At 74.6% G+C, this 22,106-nt stretch carries 21 protein-coding genes; 7 read left to right on the top strand and 14 right to left on the bottom strand.

The features are described from left to right. The 5 genes from ACZ466_RS07380 (at position 1) to ACZ466_RS07360 (ending at position 6,301) form a co-directional block, all read left to right on the top strand. Positions 1-672 carry a class I SAM-dependent methyltransferase gene (locus tag ACZ466_RS07380; RefSeq protein WP_378283875.1) on the top strand — a complete coding sequence of 224 codons (672 nt, stop codon included), beginning with the start codon at positions 1-3 and terminating at the stop codon, positions 670-672. A 214-nt stretch (positions 673-886) separates the two neighbouring features. Beyond that, the gene (locus ACZ466_RS07375; RefSeq protein WP_378283874.1) at positions 887-2,059 is read left to right on the top strand and encodes a PP2C family protein-serine/threonine phosphatase; all 1,173 of its coding nucleotides are present in this window, start codon (positions 887-889) and stop codon (positions 2,057-2,059) included. Positions 2,060-2,308: 249 nt separating this feature from the next. Continuing rightward, entirely contained in the window at positions 2,309-4,600 is a 2,292-nt protein-coding gene (locus tag ACZ466_RS07370; RefSeq protein WP_378283873.1) for a sensor histidine kinase, read from the top strand. Next, a complete protein-coding gene (locus ACZ466_RS07365; protein ID WP_378283872.1) occupies positions 4,600-4,998 on the top strand; it encodes a DUF742 domain-containing protein in 399 nt (132 codons plus the stop codon). Before ACZ466_RS07370 ends, ACZ466_RS07365 begins: the two co-directional genes overlap by 1 nt. After that, on the top strand, positions 4,979-6,301 hold the full coding sequence (locus tag ACZ466_RS07360; protein WP_378283871.1) for an ABC transporter substrate-binding protein: 1,323 nt from the start codon (positions 4,979-4,981) through the stop codon (positions 6,299-6,301). The genes ACZ466_RS07365 and ACZ466_RS07360 overlap by 20 nt, the downstream gene beginning before the upstream one ends. Here the strand turns inward: ACZ466_RS07360 and ACZ466_RS07355 are convergent. From ACZ466_RS07355 to ACZ466_RS07345, 3 genes are all read right to left on the bottom strand, one after another. Further along, positions 6,225-7,157 carry an SDR family oxidoreductase gene (locus ACZ466_RS07355; RefSeq protein ID WP_464043058.1) on the bottom strand — a complete coding sequence of 311 codons (933 nt, stop codon included), beginning with the start codon at positions 7,155-7,157 and terminating at the stop codon, positions 6,225-6,227. The genes ACZ466_RS07360 and ACZ466_RS07355 overlap by 77 nt on opposite strands. A gap of 172 nt (positions 7,158-7,329) precedes the next feature. Then, positions 7,330-8,376, bottom strand: coding sequence for an AurF N-oxygenase family protein (locus tag ACZ466_RS07350; protein WP_378283869.1), 1,047 nt, complete (start codon positions 8,374-8,376; stop codon positions 7,330-7,332). Further along, the gene (locus ACZ466_RS07345; RefSeq protein ID WP_378283868.1) at positions 8,373-9,104 is read right to left on the bottom strand and encodes a TetR/AcrR family transcriptional regulator; all 732 of its coding nucleotides are present in this window, start codon (positions 9,102-9,104) and stop codon (positions 8,373-8,375) included. Before ACZ466_RS07345 ends, ACZ466_RS07350 begins: the two co-directional genes overlap by 4 nt. Positions 9,105-9,279: 175 nt before the next feature. Here ACZ466_RS07345 and ACZ466_RS07340 point away from each other — a divergent pair, with 175 nt between their 5' ends. Further along, on the top strand, positions 9,280-10,491 hold the full coding sequence (locus ACZ466_RS07340) for a pyridoxal phosphate-dependent aminotransferase (protein WP_378283866.1): 1,212 nt from the start codon (positions 9,280-9,282) through the stop codon (positions 10,489-10,491). A 71-nt stretch (positions 10,492-10,562) separates the two neighbouring features. Beyond that, positions 10,563-11,003 (top strand): pyridoxamine 5'-phosphate oxidase family protein, encoded by a 441-nt coding sequence (locus tag ACZ466_RS07335; protein ID WP_378283865.1) that lies wholly within the window; start codon positions 10,563-10,565, stop codon positions 11,001-11,003. Here the strand turns inward: ACZ466_RS07335 and ACZ466_RS07330 are convergent, their stop codons facing one another. The 11 genes from ACZ466_RS07330 to ACZ466_RS07280 are packed head-to-tail and all read right to left on the bottom strand — an operon-like array spanning position 11,004 to position 22,007. Further along, positions 11,004-12,152 (bottom strand): pyridoxal phosphate-dependent aminotransferase, encoded by a 1,149-nt coding sequence (locus ACZ466_RS07330; protein WP_378283864.1) that lies wholly within the window; start codon positions 12,150-12,152, stop codon positions 11,004-11,006. Then, complete coding sequence (locus tag ACZ466_RS07325) at positions 12,152-13,051, bottom strand: amidohydrolase family protein (protein WP_378283885.1); 900 nt, start codon at positions 13,049-13,051, stop codon at positions 12,152-12,154. Before ACZ466_RS07325 ends, ACZ466_RS07330 begins: the two co-directional genes overlap by 1 nt. Further along, positions 13,051-13,698, bottom strand: a complete 648-nt coding sequence (locus tag ACZ466_RS07320; protein ID WP_378283863.1) for a bifunctional 4-hydroxy-2-oxoglutarate aldolase/2-dehydro-3-deoxy-phosphogluconate aldolase — start codon at positions 13,696-13,698, stop codon at positions 13,051-13,053. Before ACZ466_RS07320 ends, ACZ466_RS07325 begins: the two co-directional genes overlap by 1 nt. Continuing rightward, the gene (locus ACZ466_RS07315; RefSeq protein ID WP_378283862.1) at positions 13,695-14,711 is read right to left on the bottom strand and encodes a sugar kinase; all 1,017 of its coding nucleotides are present in this window, start codon (positions 14,709-14,711) and stop codon (positions 13,695-13,697) included. Before ACZ466_RS07315 ends, ACZ466_RS07320 begins: the two co-directional genes overlap by 4 nt. Further along, positions 14,704-15,693 (bottom strand): ABC transporter permease, encoded by a 990-nt coding sequence (locus ACZ466_RS07310; RefSeq protein WP_378283861.1) that lies wholly within the window; start codon positions 15,691-15,693, stop codon positions 14,704-14,706. The genes ACZ466_RS07315 and ACZ466_RS07310 overlap by 8 nt, the downstream gene beginning before the upstream one ends. Then, positions 15,690-17,222 (bottom strand): sugar ABC transporter ATP-binding protein, encoded by a 1,533-nt coding sequence (locus ACZ466_RS07305; protein WP_378283860.1) that lies wholly within the window; start codon positions 17,220-17,222, stop codon positions 15,690-15,692. The genes ACZ466_RS07310 and ACZ466_RS07305 overlap by 4 nt, the downstream gene beginning before the upstream one ends. 16 nt (positions 17,223-17,238) lie before the next feature. Further along, the gene (locus ACZ466_RS07300) at positions 17,239-18,438 is read right to left on the bottom strand and encodes a substrate-binding domain-containing protein (RefSeq protein WP_378283859.1); all 1,200 of its coding nucleotides are present in this window, start codon (positions 18,436-18,438) and stop codon (positions 17,239-17,241) included. Continuing rightward, positions 18,435-19,424: an ABC transporter permease gene (locus ACZ466_RS07295; protein WP_378283858.1), complete on the bottom strand. Its 990-nt coding sequence runs from the start codon at positions 19,422-19,424 to the stop codon at positions 18,435-18,437. Before ACZ466_RS07295 ends, ACZ466_RS07300 begins: the two co-directional genes overlap by 4 nt. After that, complete coding sequence (locus ACZ466_RS07290) at positions 19,421-20,680, bottom strand: M20 family metallopeptidase (protein ID WP_378283857.1); 1,260 nt, start codon at positions 20,678-20,680, stop codon at positions 19,421-19,423. Before ACZ466_RS07290 ends, ACZ466_RS07295 begins: the two co-directional genes overlap by 4 nt. Beyond that, positions 20,677-21,165 (bottom strand): pyridoxamine 5'-phosphate oxidase family protein, encoded by a 489-nt coding sequence (locus tag ACZ466_RS07285; RefSeq protein ID WP_378283856.1) that lies wholly within the window; start codon positions 21,163-21,165, stop codon positions 20,677-20,679. The genes ACZ466_RS07290 and ACZ466_RS07285 overlap by 4 nt, the downstream gene beginning before the upstream one ends. Further along, positions 21,162-22,007 carry an IclR family transcriptional regulator gene (locus tag ACZ466_RS07280; protein WP_378283854.1) on the bottom strand — a complete coding sequence of 282 codons (846 nt, stop codon included), beginning with the start codon at positions 22,005-22,007 and terminating at the stop codon, positions 21,162-21,164. Before ACZ466_RS07280 ends, ACZ466_RS07285 begins: the two co-directional genes overlap by 4 nt. Positions 22,008-22,106: the final 99 nt, after the last annotated feature.

Raw genomic sequence — 22,106 nt, 5'->3', positions numbered from 1 at the left:
ATGGAGCGACGGCAACGCGACTGGAACGCCTGGCACGGCGCTTACGACGATCCCTCGTCCGCCCTGGCGCGGCGGTTGCGGATCGTCCAGCAGCGCATCAGGGAAGCGCTCGACGTCGCCCGTCCGGGCAGGATCCGGACGGTGAGCGTCTGCGCGGGGCAGGGGCGCGACCTGCTCGGGGCGCTGCCCGGCCATCCCCGCGGCGCCGACGTCGTGGCGCGGCTGGTGGAGCTGGACCCGGCGAACGTGCGGGTGGCGCGGGCGACGGCGCGCATGTCGGGGCTCGGCGGAATCGAGGTGGTGGAGGGGGACGCCTCGGTCACCGACGCCTACGCAGGTGCGGTCCCGGCGTCGCTGGTGCTGGTGTGCGGAGTGTTCGGCAACATCGGTTTCGCCGACATCGAGCGGACGGTGTCGCTGCTGCCTCAGCTGTGCGGTGAGGGCGCGCAGGTGATCTGGACGCGCGGGCGCGGCGAGGCCGACCGCACGGAGGAGGTGCGCGCCCTGTTCGACGGGCACGGGTTCCAGGAGCGCTGGCTGTCGGGGCCGGAGGAGAAGGACTACGCGGTCGGGGTGCATCGCTTCACCGGCAGGCCGGTCCGGCTGCAGCGGGGGACGCGGCTGTTCACCTTCGTCGGGCACGACGCGCTGCGGGAGGGCGCCCCGGGCTGACCGTGCCGAGCCTTTCCCGTGGGGGCGGGAGAGGCGGTGTGACATTTCTCTGGACGCGCGTTCCGAGGGAACGCGTTTCGGTTCGTGTTCGCTCGACTACACTCGGCCACTGTCATCGTGTCTTGTGCTTGTCCCCGCCCAAGCAGAACGGCGAACCCCCATGCTCTGGTCGGATCTTCCCTCAGCCACCGGGGCCGGGACCGCGTTGCCGCCCGTGCCGGCGGCCGTGATCCCGGCGGCCGTGATCGGCGTCCTCGATCTCCTGCTCGGCAGCCCGTACTCGCTGTTGCCGCTGCTGGCCGCCGTGCCCGCGCTGGCGCTGCTGCGTCCGGCCGAGCCGCGCCGGGTGCTGGTCGTCGCGGTCGCCGTCGCGGTGGCGGCGGTGCCGTCGGCCGTGCAGTACGGGCCGGATCGGCCGGTCTCGGTGTCGACCAGCCTGCTCGCCGCCGCGATCAGCACCCTGATGCTGTGGATCGTCTGCCGCCGCCACCAGCGCGGCGAGCGTGACCGGGCGGAGTTGCGCCGGGTCGCGGACACGATGCGGCGGGCCGTGCTGCGGCCGGTGCCGGGGCGGCTGGGGCCGGTCACGGCGGAGGTCCGCTACCTGGCGGCGGCCGAGCACGCGCCCCGGAGCGCGGTTCCGGGTGCGGGGACGCGGGCTCGGGTGCGGGCGGGGGTGCGGGGGAGGCCGAGGCCGGATGGAGAGGGGGCGGGTGTCGGCGGCGATCTTTACGACATGGTCGCCACCCCGTTCGGCGTCCGGGTGATCGTGGGCGATGTGATGGGCAAGGGCCTGCCCGCGGTGGAGGCGGTCGCTGACGTGCTCGGCGCGTTCCGCGAGCTGGCGCAGCACGAGCGCGACCTGGCCGCGGTGGCGGTGCGGCTGGACGCCTTCCTCGGCACCCGGGGCCGGGAGGAGGAGTTCGTGACCGTGCTCCTGGCCGAGGTGCCTGGGGAGGGCGGGATCGCGCGGCTGGTTAACTGCGGGCATCCGCCGCCGCTGCTGCTGTCGGACGGCGCGGTGGCCTTCGCCGACCTGCCGGCCTACGCCTCGTCGCCGCCGCTGGGCCTGCTGCGGGTCGCGGGCAGCGACGGGCCGGTGGCGCACGCGACCGTTCCGTTCGGCCCGGGTGACGGGCTGCTGCTCTACACCGACGGGGTCGGGGAGGCGCGCGACCCCGAGGGGCGGTTCTATCCGCTGGCCGAGCGGGTCGCGGTGCTGAACCGGCAGGGCCCGCGTGGGCTGGTGCGGCGGCTGGAACGCGATCTGCGCGCCCATGTCGGCGGCGATCCGGGCGACGACGCGGCGCTGCTGCTGGTGCGGATGGAGCCCGTCCCGGTTCCGCTGCCGGGCTCGCCCTACGAGCCCCCGCACGCGCTCACTTGATCATTTCCGCTGGTCGGGGGCGGGAGAAGTCACGCGAAAGTAACAATCCACCCGCGTGAGGCAATCGGTCCGAGTGTCTCGCGGGGATGGAGTAGCGTTCCAACCCAACCGAGTGAGCTGGGTCACAGGAGCGCTGGGGGTCGTCATGCGCGTTGTCCGTGCCACCACCGGCCTGGGGGACTGATGGCGGGGCGCGCACGCCGTGCACGGGCGGCGGTGTCCCGTGCCCGGTCGGTCCGGTCCAGGATCGTGTTGCTGCTCGTCCCGCCCGTCACGGCGCTGGTGGTGGTGTGGGGCTTCGCCGCCGCCGGCACCCTGCAGGACAGCCTGCGGCAGACGCGTGCGCAGACGTTCACCGAGAAGGTGCTGCACCCGACCGACGAGGTGATCGCGGCGCTCCAGGACGAGCGGCGCATGTCGCTGTCCTTCCTCGGGGACGACGCCACCATCGGCCGCGCCGGGTTCGACGCGCAGCGGGCGGTGACCGACCGGGCCCGCGACCGGTTCCGCCGCTCGGCGGCCGACGGCGACACCCGCGGCGCGACCAGGCCCGCCACCCGGCAGCGGATGACCCGGCTGGCCGGCGCCCTGGGCGGGCTGCAGACGCTGCGCATCGCGGTGGACGGCCGTTCGCTCGACCGCGCCCGGGCGCTCGGCCGGTACACCGAGTACATCGAGCTCGCCGCCGAGATCTACGACGAGGTCCACGCGATGGATCCGGAGCTGGTGCGGGCCAACCGGATCCTGCGCACGCTGGAGCGCGCGAGGGAGAGCCTGTCCCGCGAGGACGCGCTGGTCACCGGCGCGCTGGCGGCCGGGCGGCTGAGCCGGGAGGAGCACCTGCAACTGGTGCAGTTCGCCGGGGCGCACCGCGTCCTGTACGACGACGCCGCCCGCGGCCTGCCCACCGCCGACCGCGCACGCTACGAGCAGATCATCGCCGGCGCCGAGTTCCGGCGGTACCAGGACCTGGAGAACCGGCTGATGCGCGGCGGCGCCACCGAGGGGCGCCCTACCGTGGACATCGGGGCCTGGCACACCTCCACCGAGACCGTCGACACGCGGCTGGCCGGGCTGTCGTCCGACCTGCGCTCCGGCATCACCCGGCGGGCGGGGGACGAGGCGGGCACCGTGCTGCGGCGGCTCGGCCTGATGGGCGGGCTGGGGCTGGTCGCGGTGGTCGCGGCGATCCTCATCGCGGTGCGGGCCGGCCGCCGGCTGGTGGTGGAGAGCCGGGACATGGCCGCGGTCGTGACCACGTTCGCCCACGACCGGCTGCCGCTGATCGGCGAGCGGGCGCGACGCGGCGAGGACGTGGCCGCCGGGACCGATTCCGGTCCTGGCGGGGCCGGGCGGTACCGGGTGACCGAGATCGAGCAGATCGACCGGGCGTTCGCCGAGGCCAGGCGGGCGGTGGTCGCGGCCGCCGAGCGCGAGGCCGCGGCGCACCGGCGGCTGAACGAGGTGTTCGTGACGCTGGCCCGCCGCAACCAGTCGCTGCTGCAGCGGCTGCTGCGGATGCTGGAGTCGATGCAGCGGCGCACCGACGACCCCGACGAGCTGGAGCGGCTGTTCGAGCTGGACTCGCTGGCGACCCGGATGCGGCGGCACGCCGAGGGCCTGGTGATCCTGTCGGGGCGGCCGTCCGGGCGTACCTGGCGCAACCCGGTCCGGCTGGTGGACGTGGCGCGCGCCGCCGCGGCGGAGGTCGAGGACTACGCCAGGGTCGAGGTGGTGCCGATGGGCCGGACCGCGCTGCGCGGTCCCGCGGTCGCCGACACCATCCACCTGCTGGCCGAGCTGATCGAGAACGCGGCGGCGTTCTCCCCGCCCGCCACCCCGATCCGGGTGACGGGGCAGGAGGTCGCGCACGGCTTCGCGCTGGAGGTCGAGGACCGGGGGCTGGGCATCGACCGGGAGACCATGGACGGGTTCAACCGGCTGCTGGCCACCGATCCCGAACTGGACCTGGACGACAGCGCCCGGCTCGGGCTGTTCGTGGTGGCCCGGCTGGCGGCCCGGCACGGCATCCGGGTCACGCTGCGGAGCTCGCCGTACGGGGGCGTGATCGCGATCGCGCTGGTCCCGCACGAGCTGGTGGTGGAGCCGGGGGAGGGCGACCGGTCCTCCGGGCACGCGGGGCCTGAGGAGGCGCGGGCGCGCGGCGGGGCCGGGACGGGTGAGCACCGCGCGCTGATCGCGTCCGCGCCGGTTTCGGCGGTCCGGGAGGCGGTCGAGCCGGTCGGCGGTCCCGCCCCGGTTCCCGCGCCGGACTCGTCGCCGACGGCGACGACCGGCGAGGTCCCGCTGCCCACGCGGCGCCGTCAGGCGCATCTGGCGCCGCAGCTCAGAGGCTCGGCGGGAACGGCCGGTCCGGAGCCGGACGAGGGCTCTGGCGGCGTGCCGAGGCCGCGGTCGCCGGAGGCGGCGCGCGACATGATGTCGACGATGCAGCGCGGCTGGCGGCGCGGCCGCGCCGAGGCGGCGGGCGGGTCGTCCGGGGGCTCTGACACCGGCGACGTCTCCGGCGGCGGGGAGTGATGTCCTCCGATCGGCCGGGGGAGCGGCCGGAGGACCTGTGGGTCGACGAGGAGGCCGGGCCCGTCGTCCGGCCCTTCGCGGTGACCCGGGGCCGCACCCGGAGCCGGCAGCGCGGCGGGGACCTCGACCTGATCGCGGTCGTGGTGACGGCGGAGGTGCCGATGCCCGATCCGGTGACGCTGGGGCCCGAGGACGAGCGGATCCTGGAGTACTGCCTGAATCCGGTGTCGGTGGCCGAGCTGGCCGCCGAGCTCGCGCTGCCGGTGGGCGTCGTCCGGGTGCTGCTGGGCGACCTGCTGGAACGGGGCCTGGTGGACGTGCAGCGGCCGGTCGTGTCGGCGGGACGTCCCGACGTGCGCATTCTCAAGGAAGTGATCGATGGTCTCCGTGCGCTCTGACAGGCCGGGGAGCAGGGCCGGAGCCCTGCTTGCCGGGGCGGTGCTGCTGGCGGGGGCGGCGGCCGGATGCGGCGGGTCGCCGGACGCCGCGCCCTCCGGCCCGGTCCCCGGCATCACCGACCGGCCCTGCCCGAAGGCGGTGAACCGGGAGCACGGCTGCGTCTACCTGGGGCTGATCTCCGACCTGAGCTCCACCCAGTTCAGGGCGCTGGGCGTGCCGATGGTGGCGGCGCAGCGGGCGTTCTGGGACCGGGTCAACCGGCAGGGCGGCATCGGCGGGTACGACATCGACGCCCACACCTACGTCCGCGACAACCGGTACGACGTGGCCGCGCACCGCCGCGCCTACGACGAGATCAAGGACAGGGTGCTGGCGCTCGGGCAGAGCCTGGGGTCGCCGACCACCGAGGGGATCCTGGACGACCTGCGCGCCACGCGGACGATCGCCGTGCCCGGCTCCTACCCGTCCAAGTGGGAGTTCGAGAACGTCATCCTGGAGTCGGGTGCCTCGTACTGCTTCGAGGCGATGAACGCGGTCGACTACGCGGCGGACACCTTCCGGGCGAAGAGCGTGATGTCGATCCACTATCCGGGCGACTACGGCGGGGACGCGGCGGCCGGGGCGAAGGCGGGGGCGGCGGCGCGCAAGCTGGGCTACTCCGCCGTGGAGACCGGGCAGGGCGCGGCCGGGCAGGAGGCGGCGATCAAGGCGGTCCTGGCCCGCAAGCCCGATCTGGTGGTGCTGACCACCGGCCCGGCGGAGGCCGCGGCCATCATCGCGGGGACCGTGGAGGCGGGCTTCGACGGCCACTTCATGGGCAACAACCCGACCTGGAACAAGGCGCTGCTGCAGAGCCCGGTCGCCGCGGCGATGAAGTCGCGGTACCTGCAGGTGGCGCCGTGGAAGCCGTTCGCCTCCGACTCGCCCGGCCACACGGCGATGCGGCAGTCGCTGGGGAGGGTGCGGCCCGACGACGCCTACACCTCGGGGTGGGTCCTGTCGTACCCGCTGAAGGCGGTCCTGCAGAGGGCGGCGGCGAACCGGAGCCTGACCCGCGAGGGCCTGTACGAGGCGCTCGGGCAGATCACCAACGTCGACTACGAGGGGATGCTGCCGGCGCGGGCGGGCGACACCTCGGGGACGCCGAACTCGGCGGCGTACCGGGAGTCGGTGATCGCCCGGCCGGACGAGCGGGAGTTCACCGGCGCGAAGGTGGTGACCGACTTCACGGCCGGGCCCACGACCAGGGCGTACCGGCTGGAGACGCCCTGCTACAACCCGGGCGGGACCGCGGGCTCCTGACCCGCGGAGCCGCGGAGCCTGCGGAGGCGGGGCTCAGTTCTTGTCGGCGCGGATGCGTCCGACGGCGAACTGGGCGGCCCGTACCGCCAGGGCGGGGTTGAGGCGGACGCCGCGCCAGGCCGCGCGGCCGTGTGTGGGGGCGACGATGAGCGCCTGGTTGCGGCGCACGCCGCGCATGACGTCGCGGGCCAGCTTCTCGGCGGTGTAGAGGCGGGGGGGACGCCTTGGCGATGTCGTCCTTGGCGTCGCCGCTCATCGGCGTCTCGGGGAGGCCGGGGTTGACGTTGGCGAGCAGCGGGGTGTCGACGAAGCTGGGGCACACGACGCTGACCTTGACGCCGCGTCCGGCGGCCTCGGCGCGCAGTCCCAGCGACAGGCCGACCACGGCGTGCTTGGTGGCGGTGTAGGGGATGCCGACGGGCATCGGCACCAGCCCGGCCAGGGAGGCGGTGTTGACGATGTGCCCGGCGCCCTGCTCCAGCATGATCGGGTACGCGGCGTGCACGCCGTGCACCACGCCCTTGAGGTTGATGTCGATGGCGCGGTCCCAGTGGTCGAGGGTGAGCTCCTCGGCCAGCCCGCCGATGGCGATCCCGGCGTTGTTGAAGACGAGGTCGAGGCGGCCGTGCTCGGCGCGCACGCCCTGGTAGACGCCGGTGACGGCGCCGGGGTCGGTGACGTCGAGGGCGGCGGCGGACGCCTTGCCGCGGCCCAGGGTGTTCAGCCGGTCGGCGACCTTCCGGGCGCCGGCCTCGTCGATGTCGGTGACGACCACCGTGTCGCCGCGGGCCACCAGGGACGTGGCGATCGCCCGGCCGATCCCCGACGCGCCCCCGGTCACGATCGCGATGCTCATGGCACTCCACTCCGCGTATTGGATGGTTTGTGTAATTGGGGTGAGTGTAGGGCGCGCGGCGGAGCCGTGAACACACGCTCCCCGCCAACACTTGGCGCCCGGGACGCTCACTCTCGCAACGTCCCGTCCTCCCCGGAGGGCGACGGCACGAGGGCGATAGGTCCCGGAACGGTCAGGCGGCCTTGGCCGCCTTGGCCGGGCCGGCCCCGCGGGCGGCCAGGCTGCGGTCGCGCCGCGCCTTGGGCTCGTCCCAGATGCCCAGCGCCTTCCACAGCAGCCGGTTCACCGGGGTGATCAGGCCCAGCTCGTGCATCAGGTCGCGGACCTTGCCGACCGAGTCGCTGATCTCGTCCAGGTGCACGCCGTCCCGGTACGCCTCGCGGACCACGTCCTTGGGGATGTCGAAGTGCCGCACCATCGGCCCGGGCGGGGACAGCATGATCCGGGCCATCCAGCCGAGGATGAGCGGGCCGGTGACGCCGATCAGCCGGCGCCGGCCGCGGCTCAGGCCCGGCACCCGGTGCTTGAGGTAGTGCCGGGCGAAGGAGATGTGCCGCGCCTCCTCCGCGATGTGGATCCTCATGATGGCCTGCTCGAGCGGGTGCTTGATGTGCCCGCCCTTGAGGCTCTTGCGCTGCACGTAGTCGATCGGGTCCTCGCCGCCGAGCACGAACACGAAGAACAGCTCGGTGCTGACCAGCGGGATCCAGGGCGCCACCTGCGCGACCGCGGTCAGCGCGCGGGGCATGCCGCGCACCGGCAGCCCGGTGCGGTTCACGAACTCCTGGAACATCATCCCGTGGTGACATTCCTCGGTGGTCTCGTGGTAGACGTACCGGAACTCCGGCCGCCCGTTCGGCAGCCAGTAGGCGTAGTTGAGCAGGCCGCGCTTGAGCAGGTTCTCGAACTGCAGGCCGACCTTCATGGCGGTGGCCACCCGCCACAGCCCGATCCGCGCCTGGACCTCCGGCGGCTGGGACCGGTACCACTCGGTGCGGCCGAGCTGGTCGACCTCGCCGAGGATCCAGCGCGGGTCGTCGGGGTCGATGGCGAAGTCGGGGTCGTCCCAGGGGATGTCGGCGTAGGCCTCCCAGTGCTTGTCGACCGACGCCTTGTTGAGACGGTCGATGACGCCCAGGTAGGACTTCTTGTCCTTCACCTGCTCGCGGACTTCCTCGGCCAGGTCGGCAGGGGTCTGGTTCTTCTTCAGCGCGGTCATGTCGTGCGCTCCCTCGGCGTTGGGGGTGTCGGCGGTGCCGGTGCCGTGCCGGAGTCGTTCGTCGTGTCGGTGACGGAGGCGGGGACGGTGCCCTGGTCGGGGACGAGCAGCCGCGCGTAGTCCTTGAGCTGGTTCAGCACGGCGGACTGGTGGCCTCCGGCGTCGCCGTCCAGGGAGTTCTGCAGTGACAGCCCGACCAGCAGCGCGAACAGGCCGCGGATGAGGGTGTCGACGAGGTCCTCGGGGAGCGTCTCGGGGAACAGGCCGTGGAAGACCTCCTTGACGATCCGCACGACCCGTTCGCTGAGGTCGACGCTCAGCACGCGCAGGTCCTCGTCGGTGCGCCCGGCCAGGCCCAATTCCAGCAGCGCCATCGCCGACGGCAGCCGGATGGTGTCCCAGAGCAGGTCGAGCGCGCCGGCGACGTCGCGCCGTTCGGGCGGCAGCTCGGCGAAGGCCCGCTCGTAGTCGGCGCGCAGCCGGTCGAGCAGGTGCTCCAGCGCCGCGGCGACCAGCGCCATCTTGGTCGGGTAGTGGTGCTGCTGCGCGCCGCGGGAGACGCCGGCCCGGCGCGAGACCTCGGTGGTCGACAGCCGAGACCAGCCCAGGTCGGCCAGCGCGTCCGCCGTGGCGTCCAGCAGCCGCTGCCGGGTCTCGGTACGGCGCTGCTCCTGCGTGCGCCGCCCGCCGTGCCGGCGGTGATGCCGCCGCCTGTTGTTCACTGACACGTTTCGACGGTAGGAGCGCGGTAACAAGCAATCAAGCCTGCTTGTATGTTGCCCGCATCACAATTGGACACCGCGTCTGATTCGGGGTCATCCGGGCGGCACGTCGCGAACCCTTGGCGGAACTCCGTCCGGAATACGGCCGAAGCCGGTGATCGTCCGCGGCTATGGTGTATCCATGCAGGTCAACCAGTCGGCCAAACTGACCAACGTCTGCTACGACATCCGGGGACCGGTGCTCAAGCGGGCCAAGCAGCTGGAGGCGGAGGGGCAGCGGATCCTGAAGCTGCACATCGGCAACCCCGCACCGTTCGGGTTCGAGGCCCCGCCGGAACTGCTCCAGGACATGGTCCGCAACCTGCCCGACGCGCACGGCTACAGCGACTCCAAGGGCATCCTGCCCGCCCGCCGCGCCGTCGTGCAGCGCTACACCGAGCAGGGCCTGACCGGAGTGGACGTGGAGGACGTCTACCTCGGCAACGGCGTCTCCGAGCTCATCGTCATGACGCTGCAGGCGCTGCTCGACAACGGCGACGAGGTGCTGATCCCCGCACCCGACTACCCGCTCTGGACGGCCGGGGTCTCGCTGTGCGGCGGCACCCCGGTGCACTACCTGTGCGACGAGGCCGCCGACTGGGCGCCCGCGGTGGACGACATCGAAGCCAAGATCACCGACCGCACCCGGGCGATCGTGATCATCAATCCGAACAACCCGACCGGCGCGGTCTACCCGCGCCCTGTGCTGGACCGGATCGTGGAGCTGGCCCGCCGCCGCAACCTGATCATCTTCGCGGACGAGATCTACGACCGGATCCTCTACGACGACGCCGAGCACGTCTCGATCGCCTCACTGGCCCCCGACCTGCTCTGCCTCACCTTCGGCGGGCTGTCCAAGAACTACCGGGTGGCCGGCTTCCGCTCGGGCTGGGTGGTGCTGTCGGGGCCCACCGAGCACGCCGAGTCCTACATCGAGGGCCTGGACATCCTGGCCAACATGCGGCTGTGCCCCAACGTCCCCGGCCAGCACGCCATCCAGGCCGCGCTCGGCGGCTACCAGAGCATCGAGGACCTGGTGCTCCCCACCGGCAGGCTCTGCGAGCAGCGCGACCGGGCGTGGAAGCTCCTGAACGACCTGCCCGGCGTCAGCTGCGCCAAGCCGCGGGGCGCCCTGTACGTCTTCCCGCGCCTCGACCCGGAGATGTACCCGATCGAGGACGACGTCCGGTTCGCCTTCGACCTGCTGGAGCAGCAGCGGCTCCTCGTCGTCCAGGGCACCGGCTTCAACTGGCCCGCCACCGACCACTTCCGCGTGGTGACGCTCCAGTACGCCGACGACCTGGAGGAGGCGGTCGGCCGCATCGGCGAGTTCCTGGCGACCCGCCGCCGCTGACCCGCGTGAGGCCGCCCGAATCCGGGAAAGGACTGCCGGGTGAGACAGAGCCTGCCGAGGGGGCGATGACCATGAGCGCATCCGGTGGGGCGGACCCGTCCGGCCGCCCGGTCCTGGAGGAGCTGAACCACGAGCAGTGCCTGGCCCTGATCTCGCCGGGCGGCGTCGGCCGGGTCGCCTTCGACGACGGTGAGGGGCCGACGGTCATCCCGGTGAACTACGCCGTGGACGGGGACGCCGTGGTGTTCCGCACCAGCCTGGAGGGGCGCCTCCACCAGTCGCTGGCGACCGTGCTGACCGGCGCGGCGGTGCGGATCGCGTTCGAGGTCGACAGCATCGACCCGGTGCGGCACGAGGGCTGGAGCGTGCTGCTGCGCGGCGGCGGCCAGGAACTGCCCGACCACGAGCGGCCCGCGTCGCCCGCCGTCGAGCCGTGGCCCGGCGGCGAGCGGCCGGTCTACGTCCGGCTGGTGCCGCACCACGTCTCCGGCCGTCGCCTGGGCCACGGATGATCAGCGGCAGCGGATGATGCGGTCCAGGCCCTCCAGCAGGTCCTCGGTCGCGGTGGCCAGGGACAGCCGGATCCAGCCCTCCCCGTGCGGGCCGAACGTCGTCCCCGGCGCCACCGCGACGTGCTCCTCCCGCAGCAGCCGCACCGCCCACGCGGTCACGTCGTCGCCGCACCGGTCGGACACGTCCGCCCACAGGTAGAAGGCCCCCTCTGGGCGCAGGTACGGCAGGCCCGCCCGGTCCAGGACGGCGGTGGCGGCCTCGCGCCGCTCCCGGTAGGCGTCGCGGGCGGCGGCGGTCTGGTCCTGCGGGCCGGTCAGCGCGGCCAGCGCGCCGTACTGCGCGGGCGCGTTCACGCACGCGACCAGCGGCTCCTGCAGCTTGGCGCACACCGGCGCCAGCTCCGGCGGCGCCAGCAGGTAGCCGACCCGCATCCCGGTCATCGCGTAGGTCTTGGAGAAGCTGAAGCAGCTGATCACCCGGCCGTCGGTGTCGAACCGGGCGGGGCTGACATGCGGCCCGTCGAAGGTGATCTCCTCGTAGCACTCGTCGGAGACCAGCCACAGGTCGTGCTCGCGGGCGAACTCCACCAGCCGCTCCACGGTCGCGGCGGGCAGCACGGTGCCGAGCGGGTTGGACGGGGAGTTCACCACGATCGCGCGGGTCCGCGGGGTGACCAGCCGGGCCAGCTCGTCCACGTCCGGCTGGAAGCCGTTCTCCGGGCGCAGCTCGTACCGGACCGGCACGCCCTGCAGCAGCTGGACGAGCATGGTGAAGTTGGGCCAGCCCGGGTCGGGGATCAGCACCTCGTCACCGGCGCTGACCACCGCGCTCATGCCGAGCTGGAGCGCCTGCATGCCCCCGGCCGACACGATCACCCGCTCCGTCTCGGCGGCGGCGAGGCCGTTGCGCTCGCGCAGCTTGGCGGCGATCGCGTCGCGCAGCTCGGTCACCCCGGCGTTGGGGACGTACCGGGTGCGGCCCTTGGCGTAGGCGTCGGCGGCCGCGTCCAGGACGTGCGGGGGCGTGGCGAAGCTGGGCTCGCCCACGTGCAGCCCGATGACCGGGCCGGGCAGCCGCCAGGCCATGTCCATGATCGCGCGGATCCCGGACCGGGGCATCCGCTCGGCGTTCGGTGCGATGGGCGGCATCAGGCCTCCTTCGTGGGTGGATTCGTGGGTGGTGCGAGGGCGGGGAACAGGGACAGGGCGGTGCCGCCGTGCAGGGCGGCGCGCTCGACGGCCGAGAGCCCGGGCAGCGTGTGGCCGGCGAGCCGCAGCAGCGCGGCGTGCCCCGGCACGTCCCGCGTCCACGGGTAGTCGGACGCCCACAGCATCCGGTCCGCGCCGAAGGCGTCGGCGAACGCGCGCACGACGCCGTCCAGATCGGCGTACGGCGGCTCCTCCCGGGACAGCGCGTACTGTCCCGAGAACATCAGGTGCACGTTCGGGTGCCGGGCCAGGCCGAGGACGGTCTCCACGACCGGCGGCGGGAACGGGTCCTCGAACCAGGGGCGGCCGTGCTCGTCCACGCGCATGTCGTGCGGGGCGAACCCCAGGTGGTTGAGCACGATCCGCAGGTCGGGCACGACGTCGGGCAGTTCGCGCAGGAGCGGGAGCTGCGCGGGCGGGACGTAGCTCCACAGCGGCAGCCCGAGCCCGGCCAGCTCGCGCAGCACCGGCAGCATCGGGCTGTCGGCCAGCGGCCGCCCCGGCTCGCCGAGCCACTGCGTGCGCAGCCCGGAGAAGCCCTGCGCGAGCCGCTCGCGCAGGGCTTCTAACGGGGAACCGGTTCCCGGGCGCCTTCCCTGGATCTCCGGGCCCGCCACCGCGACCGCCGCGAACCGCCCCGGATGGGCGGCCAGCGCCTCGGCCACGTACTCGTCCTCCGGGCCGAGCGGGACGAGCAACGCCCGCTCCACCCCGGAGGCGGCCAGCACGCCCAGCAGGTCCTCGACCGGGGCGTCCCGCCCGGCCGGGGCCAGCTCGTCCACCACCCGGCGCCGCAGCGCGGCGGGACGGAAGACGTGCAGATGGGCGTCGACGATCATCACGCCGCGGCTCCGCGCCGGGCCGCGGCGAGCTGCGCGGCGACCGCCGCCGCCCGCTCCGCGATGCCGGGCAGGTCGCCGGGACCGGGCGCGGCCGGGACCAGGTCGGAGCCGAGCCCGACCGCCACCGCGCCGGCGGCCAGCCACTCGCCCACCGCGTCGTGCCGGATCCCGCCGGTCGGGATGAACGCCGCGTCCCGGAACGGGCCGCGCAGCGCCCGCAGGTAGGGGAGCCCGAGCGCGCCCGCCGGGAACAGCTTGACCAGCCGCGCGCCCGCGTCCAGCGCGGTGGCGACCTCGGTCGCGGTCCCCGCGCCCGGCAGCGGCTCCAGCCCGGCGCCCAGCACCGCCCGGATCAGCCCGGAATCGGTGTGCGGGCTGACGCAGTAGCGGGCGCCGCTCGCCGCGGCCTCCTCGACCTGCTCGCGGGTACGGATCGTGCCCGCGCCCAGCAGCGCGTCGGCGGGCAGCGCGGTACACAGGGCGCGCAGCGCCGCCGGGCCGCCCGGATGGTCGAAGGTGACCTCCATGGCCTTCAGGCCCGCCTCGTACAGGGTCGTGCCGACCTCCACCACGTGCCGGTGGTCGGTCATCCGCAGGATGGCGATCGCGCCGGCGAAGCCGCCGCCGTCCAGGGTCGGGGTCATCGCAGGATCCTCCGTGCCTCGGCCCCGCGGCGCGCCAGGTCCGCCGGGCGGATCCGGCAGGCGTCGCCGGGCATGGTGTGCTGGAACGCGCCCGCCCAGGCCGCCTTGTCGGCGAGGGTGGCGCCGTCGTCCCCGGCCAGCCGGGCGGCCAGCAGCACGCCGAGCGCGGCGTCCCCGGCGCCGAACGCGTCGACCACGTCGGCCTCGTGGACGCCGCCGGTGACCTCCTCGGCGGCGGTGACGACGGTGACCCGCGCGGCGACCCGCCGCCCGGGGAGCTGGTCGGTCCGGCGGAGCACGACCAGTTCGTGGCCGAACTCCCCGATCGCCCTGTGGGCCAGTGCCGTCGCGCTCTCGTCCTCGCGCGCCGACGGCAGCAGCCGCAGCAGGTCGCCGCGGCCGGCGAGCAGCACGTCCACGTGGGGGAGCACGCCGCGCAGCACCGGCACGGCCTCGTCCCACGTCCACAGCCTGGCGCGGTGGTTGACGTCGAACGCGGTGACCGCGCCGCTGCCGCGCCCGGCCGCCAGCAGCGCGGTCGCGGCCGCGGCGGGCCCGGCGCCCAGCGCGCAGGTGATGCCGCTGGTGAGGACGGCCCCGGCCCCGGTCGTCAGGGCCGTCCAGTCGAAGGTGTCGGGGGTGAGCCGCCGCATGGCGGTGCCGGAGCGGTCGTACAGCACCTCCGAGGGCCGCGGCGGGACGCCCTGCTCGACGAAGTACAGCGCCGCGCGGGCCCCGGGATCCCAGTCGACCTGGACGTCCACGCCGAACGCGCGGGCGTGCGCGGCCACCCGGTGGCCGAGCGGGTTGTCGGCCAGCCGGGAGATCCAGGTGGCGCGCAGGCCCAGCCCGGCCGCGGCGATCAGCGCGTTCATCTCGGCGCCGCCGACCTCCACGTCCAGCCCGGTGGCGTGGTCCAGCCGCTGGTGGCCGGGCGGGGAGAGCCGCAGCAGGGACTCGCCCAGCCCCACGATCCGGGGCGGGCCGTGGGCGGGGGCGGGGGCGTCAGTCATCGCTGGTCCTCGGGACGAAGAGCGCGGCGGCGGCGAGGATCACCACGCCGCGGATCAGGTCGGAGGCGGTGGCGGGGAACTGCAGCAGCGTGAACGAGCTCTCCACCAGGGCGAGCAGGGCCACGCCGCCGAGCGTCCCGGTGAGGCTGGCCCGGCCGCCCAGCAGCGACGCGCCGCCCACGACCACGACCGTGATGGCCGACAGCTCCAGGCCCTGGCCCGCGCTGGGGGAGCCGATCGTGGCGCGCGCGGCCAGCATCACCCCGGCCGCCGCCGCCAGCGTGCCCGCGATCACGAAGGCGAGCACCAGGGTGCGGCGCACCGGGACGCCCGCCGAGCGCGCCGCGGCCTGGTCGCCGCCGACCGCGTGCACGTGCCGGCCGAACCGGGTCCGGTACAGCAGCACCGCGACGACCGCCACCGCGACCGCCAGCACCGCCAGGGCCAGCGGGAACGGCCCCCAGCGGCGCATGCCCACGGCCACCAGCGCCCGCGTGACCTGCCCGGCCGGGGTGGTGCTGATCAGGAACGCGATGCCCTGGATCAGGTAGAACGTCGACAGCGTCACCACGAACGCCGGGATCCGGGTCCGCGACACGATCAGCCCGTGCACGGTCCCGATCGCCGCGCCCAGCAGCAGCATCGCCAGGATCGCGGGGATCGTCCGGATCGGGTAGCCGTCGATCAGCATCGCGGTCAGCAGCGCCGACAGCGTCGCGGTGGAGCCCACCGACAGGTCGATGCCGCCGGTCAGCACCACCAGGTGCTGGCCCAGCGCCACCAGGCCGAGCACCACGGTCGCGGTGAGCACGTTGGCGATGTTGGCCGCCGCCCAGAACCCGCCCGGGTTCGCCACGGTCAGCACCGCCACCAGCACCGCGACGATCGCCCAGGCCGCCAGGCCGGTCCGCGCCGCCGCCGCCAGCACGCCCCCGGGCGCGCGCCCGGCGGCGGTACGGCCGGGAAGGGTCACCGCCGTCACGACGCCGCCTCTTCCGTTTCCGTCCCCAGCGCCAGATGCATGATCTGCTCCTCGTTGATCCGGTCGCCGGTCAGCTCGCCGCCCACCCGGCCGTCGCGGCACACCAGCACGCGGTGCGCCAGCCCGGTCACCTCCGGCAGCTCGCTGGAGGCGAACACCACCGCCAGGCCGCGCCCGGCCAGCTCGGCGATGATCTTGTAGATCTCGGCCTTGGCGCCGATGTCGATGCCCCGGGTGGGCTCGTCCAGCAGCAGCACCTTCGGGCCGGTGCGCAGCCACTTGGCCAGGACGATCTTCTGCTGGTTGCCGCCCGACAGCTGCCCGGTGCGCTGGCCCGGACCCGACACGCGGATCCCGAACCGCGCCCGCTCCTCCTCGAACGCGGCGCGCTCGCGGGCGCCCGACAGCCAGCCGCCCGGGGCGACCGACCGCAGGCTCGACAGCGTGGTGTTGGCGCGCACCGGCAGGTCGAGCACCAGCCCCTCGGTCTTGCGCTCCTCGGGGACCAGCACCACGCCCGCCTCCACCGCGGCGCGCAGCGACCCGCGGACCGGGCGGCCCGCGACGGCGACCTCCCCGGCCGAGCGCGGCGCGACCCCGGCCAGGGTGCGCAGCAGCGTGCTGCGCCCCGAGCCCAGCAGGCCCGCCACCCCGACGATCTCCCCGGCCCGCACGGTCAGGTCCAGCGGCGGGACGGACCGCCCCGCCGGCACCAGGCCGCGGACGCGCAGCACCTCCTCGGCGCCAGGCGCGGCCAGGTCGGGGAAGACCGCGTCCACGTCCCGGCCCACCATCTCCCGGACGATCCGGTCCACCGGGTACCCGGCGGCCGGGCCGGTGGACACCAGCCTGCCGTCCCGCAGGACCGTGACGTCGTCGGCCAGCGCCCGCACCTCCTCCAGCCGGTGCGTGATGTAGATGACCGCCACGCCGCCGGCGGTGAGCTCGCGCACCACGGCGTGCAGCGCGTCCAGGCCCTCGCCCGACAGCAGCGCGGACGGCTCGTCCAGCAGCAGCACGCGGCTGCCGCGCACCAGGGCCCGCGCGATCTCGACCAGCTGCCGGGTGGCGGCCGACAGCGTCCCGGCGCGGGTCCGCGGGTCCAGGCCGCCCAGGCCGACGCGTTCCAGCGCGGCGCGGGCGGTCGCGCGCTGCCGGCCGCGGTCCAGCAGCCCGCGGCGGGCGATCTCCTGCCCGAGCATCACGTTGTCCAGGACGGACAGGTCGGGCAGCACGGTCAGCTCCTGGTACACGGCGGTCACCCCGTGCGCGAGCGCCTGCCGCGGGTCCTCCAGCCGCACCGGCTTCCCGCCGATCAGCAGCTCGCCCTCGTCGGGCGGGTGGTCGCCGGTCAGGATGCGCACCAGGGTCGACTTGCCCGCGCCGTTCTCGCCGAGCAGGGCGTGCACCCGGCCCGGCCGGCAGACCAGCCCGGCCCCGTCCAGCGCCGTCACGCCGGGGAACCGCTTGACCAGCCCGCGGGCCTCCAGCGCCGGCGTCTCCTCCGGAGCGCGGGTCGATGACGTCATCTCGGGTCCACCTCCCTCAGCACAGCTTGAGCTTCTTGAGCAGGTCGGACGGCAGCGCCGAGGGCACCGCCAGGTCGTCGCTGCATTCCGGGCGGACGTACCGGTCGATCTGCTCGTGGGTGAACACCGCGGCGTCCACGTTCACCTGGCTCGGCACCTTCTTCCCGGCCAGCGCGTCCAGCGCCACGTCCAGGCACTGCGCGCTCTGCTCGGGCGGGAACGCGCTCAGCGCGAACGGCACGTTCTTCCCGCGGACCGCCTTCAGGAACGCGTTGGTGACGTCCCCGGTGACCGGCGGCACGGGCTTGCCCGCCTGGCTGTACGCCTCGTACACGCCCAGGTTGGTGATCGAGGAGTCCGACCAGATCGCGTCCAGGTCGGGGTGGCGGGCCAGCAGCTGCGCCGCGACGGTCTTGGCCTTGGTCGCCGACCAGTCGGTGTTCTGCTCGGCGACGACCTGGATGCCCGGGTACCGCTCGGCGAAGATCTTCTTCGCCTGCGCCTTCGGCAGCTCGGCCGTCGGCACCCCGGCGATCCCCGACAGCATGGCGACCTTGCCCGTGCCGCCGATCCGCCGGGCGATCCACTCCGCCCACAGCGTGCCCTGCAGCTCGTAGTCGCGGGTGACGGTGCTGACCGCGCCCGACCCCTCGCCGAGCCGGCCCGAGCACACCACGACCGGGATCCCCTGCGCGGCGGCGGCGCGGACCTGTCCGGTGACGGCGTCGCCCATCGGGACCACCACCATCGCGTCCGGGCGCTGCGCCACCAGCTGCTGGACGTTGTCGACCTGCTTGTTCACATCGCCGTTGGCCGAGGCGTACAGGACGTCCACGCCGCGCTGGCGCGCCCGGTACTTGAACGCCTCCTCGTTGGTCAGCGCCCAGGCGTTGGTGGGACCCTGCGCGGCGATCGCGACCCGGTAGCCGCCCCGCGGACGCTCCTTGGCGAACTTGGCGGTGTCGACCTCGCAGACCTGCGAGGCCGCGGGCGACAGGCCGTTCAGGCCGATCGCCGCGCCCGCGCCGCGCCAGGTCTCGGCGTACTTCTGCTGGGCGGCCCTGGCCTGCGGGCCGGTGCAGTCGGCGGCCTCGCCCAGACCGGCGGTGAGCGACTCGCGCTCGGTGCTGCACGCGCCGAGGGCGAGCACGCCCGCCAGCAGCGCCGCCGCCAGCCCGGCGGGCCGGGTCCGGCGGTTCCTCGTCCGGGGGGTCATCCGGAGCCTCCCTGGTCGGTCGTTCCGCGCTGGCGCAGCCAGGTGGCCAGCAGGATCGCGGCGCCCTGCACGGCGAGCTGCCCGCCCGCCCCGGCGCCGAGCTGGATCATCCAGACGATCAGCACGGCCAGCAGCGCCACGCCGATGACGGTGTGGCCGATGTGGCCGCGCCCGCCGGTCAGCGCGACGCCGCCGATGACGGCCGCGGCCAGCGAGTTGAGGTCCAGGCTGCGCGACAGCTGGGCGTCCACGTGCCCGGCGTAGGCGGCGCTGACCAGCCCGGCCAGCACCGCCAGCAGCGCGCTGGCCAGGTAGCCGGCGGCGATCACCCGGCCGGTGCGGATGCCCGACAGCCGGGCCGCCCTGGGGTTGGCGCCGGTGGCGTACAGGCGCCGTCCCGCGCTGGTCCGGGCCAGGATCACCGCGGCCACGACGGCGATGCCGGCGAACAGCCACAGCGGCGTCGGCACGCCCAGGAAGCGTCCGGAGCCGAGCGGCTGCAGCGCCTTGGGGATGTCCCCGGCCGCCGCGCCCTTCGTCCACGCCGTGATCGCGCCCTGCACCAGGACGAACACCGCGAACGTGGCCACGAACGGCGGCACGCCGCGCAGCACCACCAGCCCGGCGTTGACCGCGCCGATCGCCAGCCCGGCCAGCCCGGCCAGTCCGATCGCGACCGGGAGCCGACCGGCGTCGCCATCGCTCTGCGTCGCGATGACGACGGTGGTGAGGCCCATGACCGCGCCGACCGACAGGTCGATGCCGCGGCCGAGCAGCACCAGCGTCTGGCCGACCGCGGTGATGCCGATCAGCCCGGCCTGGAAGAGCACCAGCCGCAGGTTGGCGTCGGAGTAGAAGCCGGGGGTCACCACCGCGGCGATGACCAGCACCAGCGCCAGCCCGCTCAGCGGCATCAGCGTCGTGAGCGAGGCGAGCGACCGGACGCGTCCGGTCGCGGCCTCGCCCGTCGCGGTTCCGGCGCTCATCGCCCCTCCTCCTCTGCGGACGCCTCGCCGGGGCAGAACGCGGCGGCGATGCCCGCGTACAGGCCGACGGCCCGGCGCAGCGCGGCCACCGACACCCATTCGTCGGCGCCGTGCGCCCGGCGCAGCAGGCCGGGGCCGAACGCGGGCAGCACGGGAACGTTCCAGGCCGGTTGCAGGAAGGCGGCGTCGGTCGTCCCGGGGAACATCGCGTCCGGCGGCACGTGCCCGAGCACCCGCCGGGCCGCGGCGCGGACCGCGGCCGGCAGCGGCCCGGCCGGGTCCGCCACCGTCCCCGGCAGCAGGCCCTGCTCGTCGAACTCCACCTCCAGCCGCGCCCCGGTCCGCTCCGCGACCCTCTCCACGAGCGCCGTGACGGGCCGCCGGACGTCCTCGCGGGTCATGCCGGGCAGCAGCCGCACCTCGGTGTCCACGCTCATCCGTCCGGGCAGCACCCCGTAGCCGACCCCGCCCCGGTAGGCGAGCCCGGTGTTGACCGTGGTCTCCCAGCCCCGGATGCCGTACGGGTCGGCGGGGGAGGGCAGCTCGAGCTCCTCGGCCAGGGCGACGGCCGCGCGCGCGGCGTCCACTCCGGCGTTGCGGGTGCCGGGCTCGCCGGAGAGGCTGGAGTGGCCCTGCCGCCCGTGCGCGGTGACGCGCATCCGGGCGATGCCGCGGCTGCCCAGGTGGAGGAGGTCGTAGTCGTCCTCCAGGCCGCCGGGCTCGCCGATGAGCACCGCGTCGGCCGCGGCGAGGCCCTCGGGCGGCGACTCGGCGAGGTACTGGGCGCCGTGGTACGCGCCGTCCTCCTCGTCGGCGGTGAACAGCAGCGACAGCCGTCCCGCCACGGGGGAGCCGTCGCGGACGAGCCCGGACGCGGCCAGCAGCATGGCGGCCAGTGCGCCCTTCATGTCGGCCGAGCCGAGCCCGTAGAGGCGGTCGCCGTCCAGGTCGGCGCCGAGCGGGTCGACGCTCCAGGCGGCGTCGCCGATCGGCTTGGTGTCCATGTGGCCGCACAGCACCAGGTGCCGGCCGCCGGGACCGAAGTCGAGGGTGAACAGCAGGTTGGGACGCGGACCGCCGCGCCCCAGGACGCGCGGAGCCGGAAGCCCGGCCGCCCGCGCCATCTCGGTGAGCGCCTTGGCGACCTCGCTCTCGTCGCCGCCCGGGTTGGGGCTGGGCACCCGCACCAGCGCCCGGGTGAGCTCGACGACGTCGCCGGCGACGTCCCCGGCGGGGGCGGCGGGGACGGCGGTCACTTGTAGCGCTCCGCCCAGTCGTTCCCCTGCCAGGTGGTGATGTTCACCGGGTCGAGCCGGAACAGCCAGCGCGGCTTGTCCAGCGTCGGCTCCAGGTAGCGGGGGCCGTTCTCGCCCAGGTAGCGCACGCTCATCCGCTCGGCGACCGGCAGCCACTGCCCGTTCAGGCAGGGCTCCTCCACCAGGACGGCGCGCGCCTGCGCCACCACCTTGCGCTGCGTGCCGGCCTCGTCCACGGTGATCGCGCAGCGCGGGTCGGCGGCGAGGTGGCGGGCCCAGGCGGCGCGGGACCGGGGCACCACCCAGAACGCGGCGCCGTCCCACTCGTGCCAGCACGGCACCACGTACGGCCAGCCGTTCTCGTCCAGGCACGCCAGCCGCGCGATGTGGCCCTCGGCGAGGAAGGCCGAGACCTCGTCCTCCGCCAGCCTGCCCACCTTGCCGCGCCAGCTCTCGCCGCCGCCGGCCGGGGACGTCTCGCTCATGACACCTCCTGATTCTTCGATGCGGGATGGTGGCCGAGCCGCGCCGACAGCGTCGCGGCGGCCGCGACGACCAGCTCGGCGACGGCCGGCAGGTCCGCGCTGGCGAACCGGTAGGCGGGCGCCGACACCGACATCGCCGCGGCGACCCGCCCGGTGTGGTCGCGGATCGGGGCGGCGACGCAGCGCACGCCGTCCTCGTTCTCGATCTCGTCGATCGCGTACCCGCGCTCGCGGGTGGTCTCGAGCTCGGCCGCCAGCGCGTCCGGCTCGGTGATGGTGTTGGGGGTCTTGCGCACCAGCGGCCCGTCCAGGCAGCGCCGCCGGGTCTCGGCGTCGGCGTGCGCCAGCAGCACCTTCCCTATCCCGGTGCAGTGCAGCGGGTTGATGGTGCCGACGACGGCCGCGGGCCGGACCGCCTGCGGGCTGTCGACCTTGGCCACGTAGAGCACCTTGTCGTCCTGCTCGATGCCGAGGAAGCAGGTCTCCCGGGTGCGGGCGGACAGGTCCGCCATGAGGTCGCCGGCCAGGTCGCGGATGTCCAGCCGGTCGAGGAAGCGCTGCCCCCAGACCGCCAGCCGGGGGCCGAGGTCGTAGAGGCCGGCGGCGTCGGCGCGCAGGACGCCCGCCTCCAGCAGCACCTCCAGCAGCCGGACGACGGTGCCGCGCGGGACCCCGCTGGCCTCGACCAGGTCGGTGAGCCGCCGCGGCCCTTCGGCGGAGATGAGGTCGACCAGCCCCATGCCCTTCACCAGGGCCTTGGCCGTTCCGGTCGCCGAGGCCGCCGTCGCCGCGGGAGCGGTCGCCTCCGGTTTGGACGCGACGTCCATTCTTGTTCTGGACATGGCGTCCATTCCTAGCAGCACCGGTCTGACCTGCGCAAGTGGAAGTTTTCAGGCAGGGGCCGACGCGACCGGGCGCGGCTCGTTCGCCGCGCGCGGTGG

The sequence above is a fragment of the Actinomadura rugatobispora genome (genome assembly GCF_055379765.1).
Note: the sequence above shows the minus strand (reverse complement) of the source record. Positions and strands in the feature narration are given on the sequence as shown.

What these genes read in the sequence shown, in the direction of transcription:
- ACZ466_RS07325 (WP_378283885.1), bottom strand. Translation starts at nt 13,051, where the DNA reads ATGATCGTCGACGCCCATCTGCACGTCTTCCGTCCCGCCGCGCTGCGG.
- ACZ466_RS07335 (WP_378283865.1), top strand. Translation starts at nt 10,563, where the DNA reads ATGAGCGCATCCGGTGGGGCGGACCCGTCCGGCCGCCCGGTCCTGGAG.
- ACZ466_RS07320 (WP_378283863.1), bottom strand. Translation starts at nt 13,698, where the DNA reads ATGACCCCGACCCTGGACGGCGGCGGCTTCGCCGGCGCGATCGCCATC.
- ACZ466_RS07305 (WP_378283860.1), bottom strand. Translation starts at nt 17,222, where the DNA reads ATGACGTCATCGACCCGCGCTCCGGAGGAGACGCCGGCGCTGGAGGCC.
- ACZ466_RS07280 (WP_378283854.1), bottom strand. Translation starts at nt 22,007, where the DNA reads ATGTCCAGAACAAGAATGGACGTCGCGTCCAAACCGGAGGCGACCGCT.
- ACZ466_RS07295 (WP_378283858.1), bottom strand. Translation starts at nt 19,424, where the DNA reads ATGAGCGCCGGAACCGCGACGGGCGAGGCCGCGACCGGACGCGTCCGG.
- ACZ466_RS07315 (WP_378283862.1), bottom strand. Translation starts at nt 14,711, where the DNA reads ATGACTGACGCCCCCGCCCCCGCCCACGGCCCGCCCCGGATCGTGGGG.
- ACZ466_RS07340 (WP_378283866.1), top strand. Translation starts at nt 9,280, where the DNA reads ATGCAGGTCAACCAGTCGGCCAAACTGACCAACGTCTGCTACGACATC.
- ACZ466_RS07350 (WP_378283869.1), bottom strand. Translation starts at nt 8,376, where the DNA reads ATGACCGCGCTGAAGAAGAACCAGACCCCTGCCGACCTGGCCGAGGAA.
- ACZ466_RS07355 (WP_464043058.1), bottom strand. Translation starts at nt 7,157, where the DNA reads ATGAGCATCGCGATCGTGACCGGGGGCGCGTCGGGGATCGGCCGGGCG.
- ACZ466_RS07330 (WP_378283864.1), bottom strand. Translation starts at nt 12,152, where the DNA reads ATGCCGCCCATCGCACCGAACGCCGAGCGGATGCCCCGGTCCGGGATC.
- ACZ466_RS07300 (WP_378283859.1), bottom strand. Translation starts at nt 18,438, where the DNA reads ATGACCCCCCGGACGAGGAACCGCCGGACCCGGCCCGCCGGGCTGGCG.
- ACZ466_RS07285 (WP_378283856.1), bottom strand. Translation starts at nt 21,165, where the DNA reads ATGAGCGAGACGTCCCCGGCCGGCGGCGGCGAGAGCTGGCGCGGCAAG.
- ACZ466_RS07380 (WP_378283875.1), top strand. Translation starts at nt 1, where the DNA reads ATGGAGCGACGGCAACGCGACTGGAACGCCTGGCACGGCGCTTACGAC.
- ACZ466_RS07365 (WP_378283872.1), top strand. Translation starts at nt 4,600, where the DNA reads ATGTCCTCCGATCGGCCGGGGGAGCGGCCGGAGGACCTGTGGGTCGAC.
- ACZ466_RS07360 (WP_378283871.1), top strand. Translation starts at nt 4,979, where the DNA reads ATGGTCTCCGTGCGCTCTGACAGGCCGGGGAGCAGGGCCGGAGCCCTG.